General features: G+C 32.2%; 18 protein-coding genes. 7 read left to right on the top strand and 11 right to left on the bottom strand.

What is annotated here, in order from left to right:
• Positions 1 to 93 precede the first annotated feature (93 nt).
• Positions 94 to 1,353, top strand: coding sequence for a lysostaphin resistance protein LyrA (gene sdpC, locus HMPREF3247_RS03950; RefSeq protein WP_000794442.1), 1,260 nt, complete (start codon positions 94 to 96; stop codon positions 1,351 to 1,353).
• Between the two features lie 65 nt (positions 1,354 to 1,418).
• On the opposite strand, the gene HMPREF3247_RS03955 is transcribed toward sdpC, so the two are convergent.
• Positions 1,419 to 2,105, bottom strand: a complete 687-nt coding sequence (locus HMPREF3247_RS03955; protein WP_000655864.1) for a ribose 5-phosphate isomerase A — start codon at positions 2,103 to 2,105, stop codon at positions 1,419 to 1,421.
• A gap of 173 nt (positions 2,106 to 2,278) precedes the next feature.
• On the opposite strand from HMPREF3247_RS03955, the gene HMPREF3247_RS03960 reads away from it, so the two are divergent.
• On the top strand, positions 2,279 to 2,932 hold the full coding sequence (locus tag HMPREF3247_RS03960; RefSeq protein WP_000623452.1) for an MOSC domain-containing protein: 654 nt from the start codon (positions 2,279 to 2,281) through the stop codon (positions 2,930 to 2,932).
• 235 nt (positions 2,933 to 3,167) lie between these two features.
• Here the strand turns inward: HMPREF3247_RS03960 and HMPREF3247_RS03970 are convergent, their stop codons facing one another.
• From HMPREF3247_RS03970 to HMPREF3247_RS03990, 6 genes are all read right to left on the bottom strand, one after another.
• Entirely contained in the window at positions 3,168 to 4,187 is a 1,020-nt protein-coding gene (locus HMPREF3247_RS03970) for an aldose epimerase family protein (protein ID WP_000634685.1), read from the bottom strand.
• A gap of 29 nt (positions 4,188 to 4,216) precedes the next feature.
• On the bottom strand, positions 4,217 to 4,543 hold the full coding sequence (locus tag HMPREF3247_RS03975) for a YnfA family protein (protein ID WP_000966695.1): 327 nt from the start codon (positions 4,541 to 4,543) through the stop codon (positions 4,217 to 4,219).
• A 48-nt stretch (positions 4,544 to 4,591) separates the two neighbouring features.
• Positions 4,592 to 4,777 (bottom strand): hypothetical protein, encoded by a 186-nt coding sequence (locus tag HMPREF3247_RS14235; RefSeq protein ID WP_001789152.1) that lies wholly within the window; start codon positions 4,775 to 4,777, stop codon positions 4,592 to 4,594.
• Positions 4,761 to 5,993 carry an ABC transporter permease gene (locus HMPREF3247_RS03980; protein WP_000548699.1) on the bottom strand — a complete coding sequence of 411 codons (1,233 nt, stop codon included), beginning with the start codon at positions 5,991 to 5,993 and terminating at the stop codon, positions 4,761 to 4,763. Before HMPREF3247_RS03980 ends, HMPREF3247_RS14235 begins: the two co-directional genes overlap by 17 nt.
• Positions 5,986 to 6,885 carry an ABC transporter ATP-binding protein gene (locus HMPREF3247_RS03985; RefSeq protein WP_000524830.1) on the bottom strand — a complete coding sequence of 300 codons (900 nt, stop codon included), beginning with the start codon at positions 6,883 to 6,885 and terminating at the stop codon, positions 5,986 to 5,988. The genes HMPREF3247_RS03980 and HMPREF3247_RS03985 overlap by 8 nt, the downstream gene beginning before the upstream one ends.
• A gap of 230 nt (positions 6,886 to 7,115) precedes the next feature.
• Positions 7,116 to 7,736, bottom strand: coding sequence for a DUF805 domain-containing protein (locus HMPREF3247_RS03990; RefSeq protein ID WP_000436820.1), 621 nt, complete (start codon positions 7,734 to 7,736; stop codon positions 7,116 to 7,118).
• 398 nt (positions 7,737 to 8,134) lie between these two features.
• On the opposite strand from HMPREF3247_RS03990, the gene HMPREF3247_RS03995 reads away from it, so the two are divergent.
• Complete coding sequence (locus HMPREF3247_RS03995; RefSeq protein ID WP_000348294.1) at positions 8,135 to 8,743, top strand: DNA-3-methyladenine glycosylase; 609 nt, start codon at positions 8,135 to 8,137, stop codon at positions 8,741 to 8,743.
• A 332-nt stretch (positions 8,744 to 9,075) separates the two neighbouring features.
• Complete coding sequence (gene gltS / locus HMPREF3247_RS04000; protein WP_000571584.1) at positions 9,076 to 10,284, top strand: sodium/glutamate symporter; 1,209 nt, start codon at positions 9,076 to 9,078, stop codon at positions 10,282 to 10,284.
• Positions 10,285 to 10,331: 47 nt separating this feature from the next.
• Here the strand turns inward: gltS and fni are convergent, their stop codons facing one another.
• Both fni and corA read right to left on the bottom strand, forming a co-directional pair.
• Positions 10,332 to 11,381 carry a type 2 isopentenyl-diphosphate Delta-isomerase gene (gene fni, locus HMPREF3247_RS04005; protein WP_001279381.1) on the bottom strand — a complete coding sequence of 350 codons (1,050 nt, stop codon included), beginning with the start codon at positions 11,379 to 11,381 and terminating at the stop codon, positions 10,332 to 10,334.
• A gap of 30 nt (positions 11,382 to 11,411) precedes the next feature.
• Positions 11,412 to 12,359, bottom strand: coding sequence for a magnesium/cobalt transporter CorA (corA, locus tag HMPREF3247_RS04010; protein ID WP_001185431.1), 948 nt, complete (start codon positions 12,357 to 12,359; stop codon positions 11,412 to 11,414).
• A gap of 96 nt (positions 12,360 to 12,455) precedes the next feature.
• Between corA and HMPREF3247_RS04015 the strand changes: the two genes are divergently transcribed.
• Positions 12,456 to 12,947 carry a thioesterase family protein gene (locus HMPREF3247_RS04015; protein WP_000234728.1) on the top strand — a complete coding sequence of 164 codons (492 nt, stop codon included), beginning with the start codon at positions 12,456 to 12,458 and terminating at the stop codon, positions 12,945 to 12,947.
• Positions 12,944 to 13,363 carry a hypothetical protein gene (locus HMPREF3247_RS04020; RefSeq protein WP_000128656.1) on the top strand — a complete coding sequence of 140 codons (420 nt, stop codon included), beginning with the start codon at positions 12,944 to 12,946 and terminating at the stop codon, positions 13,361 to 13,363. The genes HMPREF3247_RS04015 and HMPREF3247_RS04020 overlap by 4 nt, the downstream gene beginning before the upstream one ends.
• Before the next feature lie 107 nt (positions 13,364 to 13,470).
• On the opposite strand, the gene HMPREF3247_RS04025 is transcribed toward HMPREF3247_RS04020, so the two are convergent.
• The gene (locus HMPREF3247_RS04025; RefSeq protein WP_000620864.1) at positions 13,471 to 14,391 is read right to left on the bottom strand and encodes an alpha/beta hydrolase fold domain-containing protein; all 921 of its coding nucleotides are present in this window, start codon (positions 14,389 to 14,391) and stop codon (positions 13,471 to 13,473) included.
• 207 nt (positions 14,392 to 14,598) lie between these two features.
• Between HMPREF3247_RS04025 and HMPREF3247_RS04030 the strand changes: the two genes are divergently transcribed.
• Positions 14,599 to 15,237, top strand: coding sequence for a hypothetical protein (locus tag HMPREF3247_RS04030; RefSeq protein WP_000184227.1), 639 nt, complete (start codon positions 14,599 to 14,601; stop codon positions 15,235 to 15,237).
• 245 nt (positions 15,238 to 15,482) lie between these two features.
• Here HMPREF3247_RS04030 and HMPREF3247_RS04035 read toward each other — a convergent pair whose 3' ends face one another.
• Positions 15,483 to 17,414 (bottom strand): DHA2 family efflux MFS transporter permease subunit, encoded by a 1,932-nt coding sequence (locus HMPREF3247_RS04035; RefSeq protein WP_000213881.1) that lies wholly within the window; start codon positions 17,412 to 17,414, stop codon positions 15,483 to 15,485.
• Positions 17,415 to 17,423 lie beyond the last annotated feature (9 nt).

Here is a 17,423-nt window from a genome sequence, read left to right on the forward strand (position 1 = left end):
AATATTGACATAGACAATTTATCTCTCGGCTTGTAATATGTATAATTGTTACTAAAAGATATTTTGCTTGTTACCTAATGGAGGTTACATATAATGAAGAACAATAAAATTTCTGGTTTTCAATGGGCAATGACGATTTTCGTCTTCTTTGTCATTACAATGGCGTTATCCATTATGCTCAGAGATTTCCAGTCTATAATTGGTGTCAAACACTTTATATTTGAAGTTACAGATCTAGCACCATTAATTGCTGCAATCATTTGTATACTCGTTTTCAAATATAAAAAGGTCCAACTTGCAGGTTTAAAATTCTCAATCAGCCTGAAAGTAATTGAACGTCTATTGCTAGCTTTAATTTTACCTTTAATTATTCTAATTATTGGTATGTACAGCTTTAATACATTTGCAGATAGCTTTATTTTATTACAATCAACAGGCTTATCAGTACCTATTACACACATTCTGATTGGACATATTCTGATGGCGTTCGTAGTAGAATTCGGATTCCGTTCATACTTACAAAATATTGTTGAAACGAAAATGAACACGTTCTTTGCAAGTATTGTTGTTGGTTTGATGTATTCAGTTTTCTCAGCAAATACAACTTATGGTACAGAATTTGCTGCTTATAACTTCCTTTATACATTCTCATTCTCTATGATTCTTGGTGAATTAATTAGAGCGACTAAAGGACGTACAATTTATATTGCAACGACATTCCATGCTTCAATGACATTCGGACTTATTTTCTTGTTTAGCGAAGAAATCGGCGATCTATTTTCAATCAAAGTCATCGCCATTTCAACAGCAATCGTTGCAGTAGGATACATTGGTTTAAGCTTAATTATCCGAGGTATTGCATATTTAACAACAAGACGAAACCTTGAAGAACTTGAGCCTAATAATTATTTAGACCATGTCAATGACGATGAAGAAACTAATCATACTGAGGCTGAAAAATCTTCTTCAAATATTAAAGATGCTGAAAAAACAGGTGTAGCTACTGCATCAACGGTCGGTGTTGCTAAAAATGATACTGAAAATACAGTGGCTGACGAACCAAGCATTCATGAAGGTACTGAAAAAACAGAACCTCAACATCACATAGGTAATCAAACTGAATCTAATCATGATGAAGATCATGACATCACTTCGGAGTCAGTAGAATCAGCAGAATCAGTTAAACAAGCACCACAAAGTGACGATTTAACAAACGATTCAAATGAAGATGAAATAGAGCAATCATTAAAAGAACCTGCGACTTATAAAGAAGACAGACGTTCATCAGTTGTAATTGATGCAGAAAAACATATCGAAAAAACTGAAGAACAATCTTCAGATAAAAACAAATAATAACAAAGCGCTTGCTAGTACCTCTTAAAAAGATGATGCTAGCAAGCGCTTTTCTATACTATATATTATTTTTCTAAAATTTTAACACCCTCTTGAGTGCCTACAATAACTTGATCTGCCATATCTAAGAAGTATCCTGTCTCAAACACACCTGTCAGATGAATTAAATACTCATGGAACTTATATGGGTCAATTCCTTTTGGTAACTTACAATCTAAAATATAATTGCCATTATCAGTTATAAATGCGACATCTTCGTTTACACGACGTTCTACTTTTATATCAGCGTATGATTCAATTTTACGTAATATGTGATACCAGTTAAATTTATCCACCTCTACTGGTAACTTAAACGTCTCACCTAAGTATTGAACTATTTTCGTTTCATCGACAACCACAACAAAACGCGATGCCATTTCATCTATAACTTTCTCTCTGAACAGCGCACCACCGCCACCTTTAATTATATTTAAAGATGGATCTACTTCATCAGCACCATCAATTGCTAAGTCGATATGATCAACATCATTGATTTCACATATTTTAATACCTAATTCTTTTGCTAAAAATGCAATTTTATTAGAAGTGCATACACCTGTAATATTGTAACCACGTTCTTTAATTAGTTGCGCCATTTGAGGTAAGAGTAATTCCATTGTACTTCCTGTACCAATTCCCAGCGTCATGTCACCATTGATTTGACTTAAAACATCATTTAATGTCATTAACTTGAGTGCTTTGACATCTTTCATGAAGGTAGCCTCCCATATTTATGTAATCTATTCAATTCATATTTTACATGACTCATATAAATTAACATACCCTTATTTCTAACATTTTTTTAAACATATCAATCAGAATTTACAATTCTAAAAATGTTTTATAGTACAATATATTTTAAATAATACTCGTTAAGGAGAATGATATGATATCAATTCACGCAATTTCGACAGGAAAAATCCAAGATTTGCCTTATAGCTCGAAAAGACCGATGCGCTCTGCTTTAGATAAAACTAAGATTTCACAAACAACATGGTTATCTTCAACTGGTTTCACTGGTGATGAACAGGCTTATAAAGATCATGGTGGACCACATAAAGCAGTTTGTGGGTTTAGTAAACATAATTATGCACTGTATCAAGATGATTTACCTACACTACCTACTCATGCGATGTTTGGAGAGAATTTAACATTTGATTATTTAGACGAATCTGATGTTTACTTTGGTAATCAATATCGTTTAGGTGAAGCGTTAATTGAGGTTTCTGAAATTAGAGAACCATGCTGGAAAATTCAAGCAAAATATAATATTCCTGATTTAGTGAAGCGCATGTCTACATCTGGTAAAACAGGTTTCTATTTCCGGGTATTAAAACAAGGCTATGTATCTCCAAATGATCAGCTTTACTTAATACAAGAAGCACCAATCGAACATCGTTTATCTGTACAACAGCTTAATGACCTTTATTATAATGATAGACAAAATCAAGATATGTTACGATATGCACTAAACAATCCATTTCTGTCACCAACAAGACGCGATAAACTTCAAAAAATGTATAACAGAACATTGAAATAATTACCTTTCATTATAAGTGTTAAATGAACTTTTCAAAACAAAAAGGAATCAACTTACACATCGTTTGTATAATAGTCTTATCTATAACCACTGATGCTATTGATTCCTTTTTTATGTTATATATTTTCTTTATTTCAAACTGTATATTAATGATGTCACTTCATTTGATACGATTCTTGATAACCTATTCAAAATTCCGCCAAATAACATAAATATTATATAAATGCCGATACTTTTAATCATTTTCTACTTTTTCTTCGATACGGAAACTTGTTTTCGAATTGAACACTTCACCAGCTTTTAAAATTGACGGTGCTTTTTCACCATATAAATTAATATCATTTGGTAAAAATTGTGTTTCTAATGTAAAGCCAGAATGTGGTTTATAAATATTAAATGGACTATCCCACTCATCAGGCTGGTTAAAAGTAAAGAACACAACATGAGGCATATCTGTATCGACCTCTAACATAAATTCATGATTTTCAACATACATTTTATGTTCACCAACTGTAAATGGGTGATCAAGACCACCAAAACGTGTCATTTGTTGGCTTAATTGCGCATGTTGTGATGTAAAAATATCACTCAATTTTATCTTGTTATCTTCAAACACTTCATGTAAATCTAGAATATCACCTGTAACAATATTTCGCTCATCTAATACATACATATCTAATTGATTACTTGAAATGCGATGATTATCAACGACATTATTATCTCGATTCAAATTGAAGTACACATGATTCGTAGGACTAAACAATGTGTCTTCTGATGCAACTGCTTCGTATTCAATCGACCATTGGTGATCCGCATCATAAATATGTGTAATCGTCACATCGATATCACCCGGGAAATGATCATCAGCTGATTTCAACACCGTCTTAAATATAACTTTAATTTGAGCAATTTCATTTCTAATTTCATAATCAAATAACTTATTGTCCAAACCATGACATCCACCATGTAAATGATGTTCACCGTTGTTTTTTTCTAACTGATATTCTTTACCTTTCAACTTAAATTTAGCATTATCAATTCTACCGCTATATCTTCCTATAGAAGCACCAAATTTAAAAGGATTACTATGATAAAATTCATCCGCTTCAACAACATTTCCAAGAACAATATTATTATCATGATATTTCCAAGACACTACTCTTGCTCCATAATTCGTAAAAATAATTTTAGTTTCATCATTATCAATTTTGATTAAATCTACACCTTGTCTTTGGTGCTCAACTTCAACTATCATTTTTACTTCTCCCTTCTAACCACAAGTGTTCAAGCTCTGCTGGGTAGCAACATTACTAAAACACCTACAATACAAATGATTGCACCGATAACATCATATTTATCTGGCATTTGTTTATCTACGACCATCGCAAAAATCAAACTCATGATGATAAATACGCCACCATATGCTGCATATACTCTTCCGAATGATGGAAATGATTGAAATGTCGCAATGACACCATATAACATGAGTATCGCACCGCCTATTAGCCCAACAAGTGAAGACTGTCCTTCCCTAAGCCACAGCCAAATCAGGTATCCCCCACCTATTTCACATAAGCCAGCTAATATAAATATAAAAATCGGATATAACATGAAATCACTCCATCACATATTTGCTATCAATAATCTATCGGCTACATATCATTTGTTTACATTTCTTCTTACTTCACATTCCCATTTTAAAAAGTTCGTTTTCACATTCATATTGTACACTTTTTTAGACATTATTCTATAGCTAAATATAAAAAAATAAGAGTAACACGCTTTCATCATCATTTTATATGATAAATGTGTGTCACTCTCATCAATTTTATTTTTTAAATACACGTTTCATTGAATTAAATAAGCCACGTTCAAATGTAAGTACTGAATCTTTATATGTTTTAATTGCAATCCATATCAAGACAGCTACCATTACAATTGAGATTAAAGAACTTAAGATGACCTCATATATTTGAAGCCCTGAAGTTTGAGCGCGTACAACTAATTGAAATGGCGCTAAAAACGGAATATAACTTGTGATTAAAGCAAGTTGTCCATCAGGATTATTTATCGTGAATATCGCGATATAAAATGCAATCATACCAAGTAATGTCAGTGGCATCAAAGATTGATTTAAATCTTCTATTCTAGATGTTAATGATCCGAGGATGGCTGCAAGTAATACATACGCCATAATTCCAACAATACTACTTATAATTCCGACAATAATAATTTGCCAAGACAATTGATTCATTTCCACGTTAAAACCTTGTAGCAAGTCTTTTAAGTCAAAGGCAAAAATGCATATAAATGCCATCAATACAATTAAAATAATCTGAGTCACGGCAACTGCTATAACGCCTAAAATTTTAGCAAAAATATGTTGGATTGGTGAAATACTTGTAATAATCATTTCAATGACACGCGATGTTTTCTCACTAGCAATTTCCATAGCTATTTGAGATGCATAATTTAAAACAATGAAGAACATTAGAAAGATAATGCCATAAGCTAAAGCATAGTTGAAAATCTTTTGTCCTTCTGATACTTTATCGACTTCATCATTAGAAATCACCTTATTATCAACTTTACTTTGTGCTTGTAATTTTTGTAAGTCTTCTTTGTTGATATTTAATTCCCCGGCTACCATATTTGTTTGAATAGCTGTAAGCAGTGCTTGTACTTTTTGTGAATCTTCATGACTTACTCGCTTCTCACTAATGATTGTCCCTTGTAACGTGCGATTTTGATTCACCTTGATAATATAAGCTTTATCAAGTTTATGTTTTTTTACTTCTTTTTCAGCATCTTCTATAGAAACTTTAGTAAACTTAGCATCACTATGAAATGTATTCGCCTGTTGCTTGAAAACCTTATAGATTTGTTCATTCGGTGCTGCTACACCAATTTTATCTGGACCATCATCAAACATGTTAATAATCTTATCAATGTTAGATAGGCCAATCATTAAGGCAGCAATAATAATCATAAAAATTACAAATGATTTAGCTTTAATTTTTTTGATATATGTCAAAGTAAATGTCGCCCAAAACTTATGCATCCTTGCCACCAACCTTCTCAATGAATATATCTTGTAATGATGGTTCTACAACTTGGAATCGTTTAACATAACCTTGATGTGCCACAACTTGATAAATATCTTTGGCTACGTCTTCATTCTCAATCGTCAACTGAAGACCTTGCTTCATGTTTTCACTATGAATGATGCCTCTAATGTTTGTTAAATCTGGTAGTGTTGTTTCTGATTCAATGACAACTTTCTTGTTACCATTAGATGCACGTACATGATTGATATCACCAGAAACAACAAGTTGACCTTTATCTAAAATACAAACATCATCACATAATTCTTCAACATGCTCCATACGGTGAGAACTATAAACGATTGTACTGCCCCAATCATTTAAGTCTTTAACTGCTTCTTTTAATAACTCAACATTAACTGGGTCTAGACCACTGAAAGGCTCATCTAATATTAGTAATTCTGGTTTATGTAACATACTTGCTAACAGCTGAATTTTTTGTTGATTCCCTTTTGATAGACTATCAATTCGTTTTTTGCGGTTTTCAGTAATATCAAAACGCTCAAGCCAATACGATATTTGCTGTTGTATTTCTGTTTTTGACATTCCCTTTAAAGTTGCCAAATATTTCAATTCTTCTTCAACTGTCAATTTCCCATGTAAACCGCGTTCTTCCGGTAAATAACCAATACGATTGTACATTGTTTTATCTAGTTTTTTACCGTTATACGTAATGTGTCCTTCAGTTGGTTCACTTAAGCCTAAAATCATACGAAATGTCGTTGTTTTACCTGCACCATTTCTGCCTAGAAAACCTAACATTTTGCCTGATTCTAACTCTAATGAAATATCATTTACTGCCGTCATCTTGCCAAAACGTTTCGTAACATGTTCAATTACAAGTCCCATACTTTGCCTCCTAAAACAATATGTATTTATCTTAATATAACATTTCTATTCTCTACAAATACAATATTTTAAAAGTGAATTTATTTTTAAAATTTCTGAAATTGAAATATTTAAATAGTATCTTCTTTGCATGTTAAGTATCATTAGCGCTAGATACGCATTTCCCATACCTTTATTGCCTTATTTGTAAAAAAATATCCCAGCATCATTGTGCCGAGATATTTATATCATTACAATTGATTATCTGTTTCTTCCGGTGTTTTCGGTGTTTCAGATGTCACTGGTTGATTTTTAATTGTAGACGGGTATTTTGGGCTTTCGCCATATTTATTTGCCGGCTTACTGTCAAAGCATAGGAATACTATCATAACAATTGTTAGGCCTAAATAAACAAAATAAAGAAGTACTAACAAAATATTAAGACCCATCGGCATTAATGTAAAATCACTGTCATAATAACTATCGATAATCTGTAATACTATATAAAATATAATACTGAATACTGTCATAATCATTGGAAATAACATTGTTCTTGATATATCGTGAAATCTTCGAACGCACAACGCTAAATTTGGAATAAACGTTGCCAAACTATAGACAAAAGTATACACAGATGTAAGGATAATCATCAATATACTCATAACTATTAATGTTTCGTTATCTGCCGCTATAGAAATAAAGAATAGAAATAGGTTTATTATTAGCACACACACAGCTGGAACCATAAGTATCAAATGCCATAGTGCCATATACCAATATTCACTACGTCTTGATCTCCCCTTAAAATTTACATAATTTTTCCAAAATAATACGAATGATTTCATAAAACCTACTTGAGGTAATTGTTCCATTGTAATCTCCCTTTCGTTAATCATATTTATATTTTTAATTATTGTTACCGTTATAATTTACAAGATTCATTATCAAGCCACTTCATTTCAATCGTCAATCACTTTGGAAAATGAACTTTATATTTCATCACTAGTAAAATGAAAACCCGCTACAAGTACACATCTATATGGAGACTCATTTGAAAGTCAACGCTTCGTTAACTATACTAAAAATATGTCACACTGCAATGTTCACGTTTAAAAGAGTCTCAATCTCTGCAAATAAAATATTCCATAACAAAGTATATACTTTACATTTTTATAATTCTTAACAATACTATTTTATCAAACATTTACCACAATAAAAATATCTTTTTCATTTTTATTTAAATTAATCATATAATTGCGAGGAGAATATTATGGATTTCGTTAATAATGATACAAGACAAATTGCTAAAAACTTATTAGGTGTCAAAGTGATTTATCAGGATACCACTCAAACGTATACAGGCTACATCGTGGAAACGGAAGCATACTTAGGTTTGAATGATCGTGCGGCTCATGGCTATGGCGGTAAAATAACACCTAAAGTCACGTCATTATATAAACGTGGTGGTACAATTTATGCACATGTCATGCATACGCATTTACTCATTAATTTTGTAACAAAATCTGAAGGTATACCTGAAGGCGTACTTATCCGCGCAATTGAACCAGAAGACGGTTTATCCGCTATGTTCCATAACAGAGGTAAGAAAGGCTACGAGGTAACGAATGGCCCAGGAAAATGGACTAAGGCATTTAACATTCCACGGGCTATCGATGGCGCTACGTTAAATGACTGTAGATTGTCTATTGATACTAAGAATCGTAAATATCCTAAAGATATTATTGCTAGTCCACGAATCGGTATTCCAAATAAAGGTGATTGGACACATAAATCTTTACGTTACACAGTGAAAGGTAATCCATTTGTGTCTCGCATGCGTAAATCAGATTGTATGTTTCCCGAAGATACTTGGAAATAAATGCCATCTTTCATTGATTACTATCATGAAAATGAAATCTATCTCCTTATAAGTCAATCAATCGTGCCGCCAACATGCGGATGGGTTGATTGTTTTTTTGTCCATCATATTTTTTGATTCATCTCCTCTTATTGAACTTGTTCTTAATTATAAAATATAACAATAGAATTATTTATAATTATTAAATTTAGATGCATTAATATTATTGATATTATTTTCAAAAACTAGAAATATTGATTTGTTGCATGTATAATGTTAAAAGTGCCCTTTTATAACGCTTACATATAAAAGCTTATTTAGGGAGAGGGATATTCAACAAGGGGGATTTGAAAATGATAGAACTTAATGCAATTACAACATTATGTTTAGCCTGTATACTTTACTTACTTGGTAAAGCTATCGTTAATCACGTTAATTTTTTGAAACGCATTTGTATACCAGCACCAGTGATTGGCGGCTTAATCTTTGCTATTTTAGTTGCGGCTTTGGATTCATTTGGCATGGTTAAGATTAAATTAGATGCTTCATTCATTCAAGATTTCTTCATGTTAGCATTCTTTACGACAATCGGTCTTGGTGCATCATTGAAATTATTTAAATTAGGTGGCAAAGTCTTGCTATTATACTTTATGTTTTGTGCTATCATTTCAGTCATTCAAAACATAGTTGGTGTATCACTAGCAAAAGTATTAAATATTAAACCTTTGTTAGGATTAACAGCAGGTTCCATGTCTATGGAAGGCGGTCATGGTAATGCTGCTGCTTATGGTAAGACAATTCAAGATTTAGGTATTGATTCGGCACTGACAGCGGCTCTTGCAGCTGCAACTTTAGGTCTTGTATTTGGAGGGCTTATCGGTGGTCCAGTTGTAAAATTTTTAATCAAACGTTATAACTTAAAGCCTCAACATAGTGACGATACATTTAAAGATTATAGCCAAGTAGCATATAACGAACATTTACATAGTAAATTTAATGCCACTGAAGTATTCTTCATTCAATTTACAATCGTTGTATTCTGTATGGCAGTTGGAAGTTATTTCAGTCATTTGTTTACAGCTCAAACAGGGATTAATGTTCCAATTTACGTTGGCTCATTATTTGTAGCTGTTATTGTCCGAAATATCTCTGAAAGTTTTAATTTTAATATTGTAGATTTAAAAATTACTAATCAAATTGGCGATGTCGCATTAGGTATTTTCTTATCTCTTGCGCTAATGAGCATTCAATTAATCGAAATTTATAAACTTGCTATACCTCTTATTATTATCGTTTTAGTTCAAGTTGTCGTTATGATTTTATTTGCTGTTTTAATTTTATTTAGAGGTTTAGGAAAAGATTATGATGCTGCAGTAATGGTAGGTGGTTTTATCGGTCATGGGCTTGGTGCAACGCCAAATGCCATGGCAAATTTAGATGTTATTACTAAAAAATATGGAAACTCACCTAAAGCATATTTAGTTGTACCTATTGTTGGTGCATTCTTAATCGATTTAATTGGTGTTATAGTCATTATGGGATTCATACAATGGTTTAGTTAAACACCAAACTCATAAATAAAAGAGGAGGCCTTCGCCTCCTCTTTTATTTATCCTCGATGTATATTCAAGTTACGTTGTTCTATCCATGACAATATTTCCGGACTAAATACGATTTGTTTTTGTGTTAAGTCGTCAATATTTTTAGCATCTAACATCGTCATTATTGATTTCATGTGTTCAATAAATGATTCTACATAAGCTACTGTATGTGCAATGCCATTATTTTCAACTTGATTTAAAAACGGACGTGACATACCAGTTGCCTTTGCACCAAGTGCTAAACTTTTAATTGCATCGAGTGGTGTACGTAAACCACCACTCGCGAAAACTGAAATTTCGCTTTGATAAGCCGTTGTTTCAAGTAATGACTCAACTGTAGACTGTCCCCATGATGATAAGTAATCCATATCTTTATTTGCACGACGTTCATTTTCAATATCTACAAAGTTAGTACCACCTTTGCCACTAACATCGACATACTTGACGCCTATTTGTTGTAAGTCATGCATTAATTCTTTGCTCATACCAAATCCAACTTCTTTTATAATGACTGGAACAGACACTCGTGATACAATCGACGCTATATTATCTAACCAAGTCACAAATTCACGATTCCCTTCAGGCATAACTAATTCTTGAGGAGAATTAACATGGATTTGTAACGCTTGTGCCTCAAGTAATTCAACTGCTTCCAAAGCCTTTTCTACTGGTACGTCCGCACCAACATTGCTAAAAATCATGCCTTCAGGATTCATTTTTCGCGCAATCGTAAACGTCTCAGCCATGCGTGGATTTCTCAATGCCGCATGTGTTGATCCAACTGCCATCGCTAAGCCAGTTTCTCTTGCAACTACAGCTAGCTTTTCATTGATGTTTTTCGTCCACTCGCTACCACCCGTCATTGCATTAATATAAACCGGATATGCCATCGTTAAGTCAGGCGTCTGTGATGTCAAATCGATATCATTTACATTAATTGATGGGATAGAATGATGCACAAAACGCATCTTATCAAAATCTGAATGCATTGCGTCAGATTGGGCCATTGCTATTTCAACATGTTCATTTTTTCTCTGTTCTCTTTGAAAATCACTCATGATTAAACCTACCTTTTCGTCATTTCTAATTTAAAACCATTTTTTACGTCTGAAAAAGATGATTAATACGACAGCTATAACAAACATTACAGCTAAGCAAATATAATATCCATAATGTAAATGTAATGCCGGCATATTTACAAAGTTCATACCATAAATCCCAGCTATGAATGTTAACGGTGAAAATATAACTGATACTAATGTCAGTACTTGCATAATACTATTCATTCTAAATGACGTGTATGACTCAAAATTTTCTCGTATTTCGTTTGTCATTTCTTGAGCAGTACGAATGATATTACGTTGCTTAATCAAGTGGTCATCGATATGTTGAATGTATAGCGAATGTTTATTATCTATAATCAAATCACCATTTTGTTTCATTGTATCAATTAGCTCTTGCATAGGAAACAGTACACGTTTTACTTTAATCAAATCCGAACGTAACTTAAAGACACTATCCATGACCATTTTATTAAAGCGATCATCTACATGGCGGTCTTCAAAATGATAAACACTATCTTCAAGTGCATATACAAAGTTGAAATATTTATCAACCATCATATCTAAAATTAATATGACGACATCTGCACAATCTAATTCTGCATCTAATGTATTCATATACTTATAGACTACTTTATTTAATGATTCCAACGTTTGATGATGATATGTTACTAATACATTGTCTTGTATAAAAATATTTAGTGCTATTGGTGAATAGTTTGACCCCATAATACTATGGAATACTAAGTATTGATAATCTTTATAAGATTTATATTTAGCTCGTGGCATACCGTTAATTGCATCATCCACTTCTAAATCATTAAAATTAAAATGTGCTTTAAACCATTCATTTTCTTGTTCATTCGGTTCATCAAAATCATACCAAACAATAGTCGCATCTTTTGGTATCTCTTTGATATCATCAACTACTTTAAACGGTTCATATGTAGTTTGATACCGTATCTTTAAAGCCATCGATACTCCCCCTAAATAACGAATTCTCTATTATTTTATCATGAATTAAATAACGTGTATGTCTTAATTTATTTTAGTATGATAGTCACTAAGGAGATGGTTATTATCAAACAACTTTTTACACATACTCAAACCGTAACATCTGAATTCATTGACCATAACAATCATATGCATGATGCAAATTATAATATCATTTTTAGTGACGTCGTGAATCGTTTTAATTACAGCCACGGTCTTTCTTTAAAAGAACGCGAAAATTTAGCATATACGCTATTTACACTAGAAGAACATACGACATACCTCTCAGAATTGTCTCTTGGCGATGTATTTACTGTTACTTTATATATTTATGATTACGATTATAAGCGGTTGCATTTATTTTTAACATTAACTAAAGAAGATGGTACACTAGCATCAACAAATGAAGTAATGATGATGGGAATTAATCAGCACACACGTCGTTCTGATGCTTTTCCTGAATCATTTTCAACACAAATAGCACACTATTATAAAAATCAATCAACTATCACTTGGCCTGAACAATTAGGACATAAAATAGCAATTCCACACAAAGGAGCATTAAAATGACAGATGCATTACAACAAAAGATTCATATCGAATTACTAGATTTATTAGATGATGTTAAGTTTGAATTAACAGAATTAAATGCACAAAAAGGGTTATACATTAACGGACCAGCAAATCAGCTACTTAAGCGTGGCGTGCATATGGCTTATGTTCAAGGACAAAAGCAAGCCATCGATAATATTATGACTATTGTGGAACAACAGCTTGAAGATCAACATTTCCTAGAACATTATGATAAATTTCAAAATGAGGTTGCTCATCGCAATTATGATAAAACAGCTAACTTTGCAGAACTTAGTGATATTCCACGTCAATTCGATAATTTTTTAGATCAATTTTATCAAATTAAAGGGCAATACTTTATCATCACACATATCAATACACTTATTGGTGATTTTCACTCAGAAGCTCATTAACAATTAGTCTATATAACCCTTGCTATATTTTCAAAAACAAAACCCAATTACGTTTTCATGTCAAATATCATCTTGCATGAAATCGTAACTGGGTCATTTATATGTTATTAGTTATTTTGTGTTACATCCTCATCTATCGATTTGGCAATTTGTTTAATAGCTTTATGTGATTGTCTAATTGGATAAATTGGAAAATCATGTACCATCTTAGGATAATCATAAAACTCAATGTATTGATGATGTTGCAACATCATTTGTTCAAATAGCTTCATATCAGGATGTGTCATTTCACGTCCACCACCAAACATATAAACTGGTGGCAATCCTTCTATTGTGCCATTAATTGGCGATATGCGCTTATCTGTTAATGGTAGGCCATTCGCCCATTTTTTCATAATCTCATTGACACCAAACTGACTTAGAACCGCATCTTGTTCGATTAAGGCGTCCGAAATATCTTTATTAGATAGTGTTGCATCTAAAATTGGTGAGATTAAATACAATTTATTCGGTAATGGCTGTTGATTATCTAAAAGAGATTGTACAAAGGATAATGCCAGTGCACCACCTGAACCATCACCCATGACTACGACATTTTGATGTCCTACTTCAGATACTAATTGATCATAAACACGTTGTATCGCTTGGAAAGTATCGTCAATATGAAACTCTGGTGTCTTTGGATAGATAGGCAGTACAACCTCATATAATGTACTTAAAGTGATTTTATCCAACAATCTCCAATGGAACGGTGATGGTTGTAGTGCATTGAATCCACCGTGAATATATAAAATTTTCTTATCAATTTGATGTCTGAAATTAAAGCGAAAGACTTGCATATCATCTAATGATAATTTTTCTAAATTTGCTTTAACATTTAATGTTGAAGGCTGCTTATGTTTTTTTCTATTTTCAATTTCTCTTTTATAAAAAAATCTTTCAACATCTTGATCATTTTTAAACATAATCGAGCGATTGTGAAGCAAATATTTATTGACAACGCTATTCATAACACGGTTTCTAATCAATGTCTTAACCTACCTTTATATATTTTATGTATCCAATGATTGTCTATCCCCTACATTCTTTGCCAAAAAAAGTATATAATGTAGAAGATATTTTCTTTTTCACTTTCAAATTTAAGACTACAATTGAACAGTGATTTTTCATCATTATAACAGACAACTAGACATATTGATAAGTAAAGAAAAGAACTTTATACGGAGGTACCTTGCATGACAAATCCAAATCAACGATTAGAACCATTTGATGAGACATTTCAACAACCGAATATTCATCGTGGTAAGCGATATGGTAAGAAAAAACGTTCATTGGTAAGCATGATTATTCAAATCATTGTTGTTATATTAACCGCAATCGCTGGATACAGCATGTGGAAACAACCCATTTTTAATATTGTCTTCACCAAAGAATCTGTAGATTTTGATGGCATTAAAAATTTTAACGAGACAATTGGAAAAATGCATCAATTAAATATTAATTTGGGTAATATCAATGATTTACAACAAGGAATCGATCGCTTAATTTTAGTCTTTAACGGTTTCTTTATTTTATGTATCGTTAGCCTAGTCATAACAATACTGACAATTGTATTTAATCGCACAGTTCTAAAAGTAGTAAATATTTTAGTGTTAACAATTATGTTAGTCATTACATTGTATTTCAGTTATATTATTAAAGCACTCGCACAAGAAATTGCAGATGTTTTCAAAAAATATTATTTAAATGTACCACCAGATCAAGTGATTACAGAAGCTGACGCTATTCATAACGGCATCATTTTACTTGGCTGTAGCATCGGTTTACTTGTTATAAGCTTATTCTTCCGTAATCGCATGCCTCGTTTAAAATAATGTTATATAGTAGGGATTGGGACAGAAATGTTATTTTCACAAAATTCATTTCGTTGACCCACTTCCTGCTTTTTCTTTATTAATGACCTACTACGTCAATGCCAAATTTTAATATAATTCCTCTAACATTCTATAAATCAACAAATAAAAAAAGTATCGATAACCATATTTGGCACCGATACTTTAAAAATCATGTCCCCACAACATAATTTTTGATTAGTCACACTTCAATTAATTTATTTTATTTATTCATGATTGATACTATTATCTGCATCTAACTTTTGAGCTGTAGCTTTTGCTTTTTTATTACTTTGTAAAAATAAACATAAAATTAAGGCGATGATGCTAAATATCGTTGCAACTATAAATGCATCATTAATACCTTCAACCGTTGCTAGTTTATTTACAAATTGTAGTAACACTTTCATTGCGCCTTCTTGTCCGCCATATTGTGATGCTAATTCACGCATATGATCTTGTACAACAGGATTCGTTTTATCTAACTCTTCCCCAAAAGCTGATAAGTGTTGTGTAGTTTGTGTTGTCATTACAGTAACTAAGATTGCTGTACCTATAGAGCCTGCTAATTGACGCATCGTATTTAAGAAAGCATTACCATGAGAGGCAAGTCGTCCCGGTAACGCATTAATAGCTGCAGTTACCATTGGCATCATTATAAATGCCATACCAAATGAACGTAGTACATAGATGCCCATGATTGTCATATATGGCGTATCCATATTCAATTTAGTTAATTCCCATGTTGCATAAGTCATGACAGCAATACCAAAGATAGCTAATGGTTTTAAACCAATAGTATCTAACAATTTACCTGCAAATGGTCCTAGTAGACCCATAATTAGAGAACCAGGTAATAATAACAATCCGGAATCTAATGCTGAGAATCCGCGTAAATTTTGTAAATAAATCGGTAATAAAATCATACCACCATATAAACTTAACATTACAACCATATTAATAATTGTTGTTAATGTAAATGTTGGGAATTTCAATACTTCTAAATTCAACATTGGTGATTTCATTCTTAATTCTCTAATAACGAATAGAATAATAAAGATAATACCAATCGCAAACATTGTTTCTATCTCTACTGAACCCCAACCTTTGTTGCCAGCTTCTGAGAAACCATATAACAAAGCACCAAAACCAATCGTACTAAAAATGATACCTGGGATATCAGCTTTAGGGTTTGTTGTATATTGATATAACTTAAACCATACAAAACCAATTAAAATAGCGATAATCCCGATAATGAACATACCGTAAAACATCACATTCCAATGGTAATTTTGTACAATATAACCTGATAATGTTGGACCAATTGCAGGTGCTAAAATCATTGCGATACCCATTGTACCCATGGCAGCACCACGTTTTTCAGGTGGATAAATTGTAATAATAACAATTGAACCTAATGGCATTAGTACACCTGCACCAATGGCTTGTAATACACGTCCAACCATCATGATTGGGAAATTCATTGAAATCGCACAGATTAATGAACCAATTGTAAAGAGTACTAACGCAACTAAAAATAATTTTCGATATGAATATTTATTAAATAGATACGCCGTAATTGGTATTAAAATACCGTTTACTAACATGAATCCCGTCATCAACCATTGCCCTGTTGACGCAGAAATATTAAATTCCGTATTAATTTTTGGCAAAGCAACATTTAATAATGTTTGGTTTAAAATCGCAATAAACATACCGAATAATAATGCCGCTAATATTTTACCGCGTGAAACACCTTCACCAAAAATAAAGTTTTTATGTTCTTTTTTTATTTTTTCATTCACTTTATATTCTTCTGATTCAGGATTTTTAGCAGCAACTGCTTCCTCACCATTATTATTAGTGAATGCTTCTTGATCTTTCTCAGACCCCTTTGTGTAACCATTTAGACTAACTTGGCTATGATCATCTTGATTGTCAACACGCAACTCTTCATGCGTCATACGTTGTGTCGATTGATCAGTTGTTTTGTCTAAATCACTAGCTTTAAATTTAGATTGATTTGATTGACGTGTCGTAAATTGTTGTTCCTTTTGTTGGCGTTTGCCTTTTTTTCTTGATCTTATTAAAAATAAATTGATAACCCCAACAATAATGAGCGCTAAAATAATGTAGCTAATAATGAAGGTCGTAGTCATTTAATGACC

This window comes from Staphylococcus sp. HMSC36A10, from assembly GCF_001838845.1.
GTDB lineage: Bacteria > Bacillota > Bacilli > Staphylococcales > Staphylococcaceae > Staphylococcus > Staphylococcus aureus.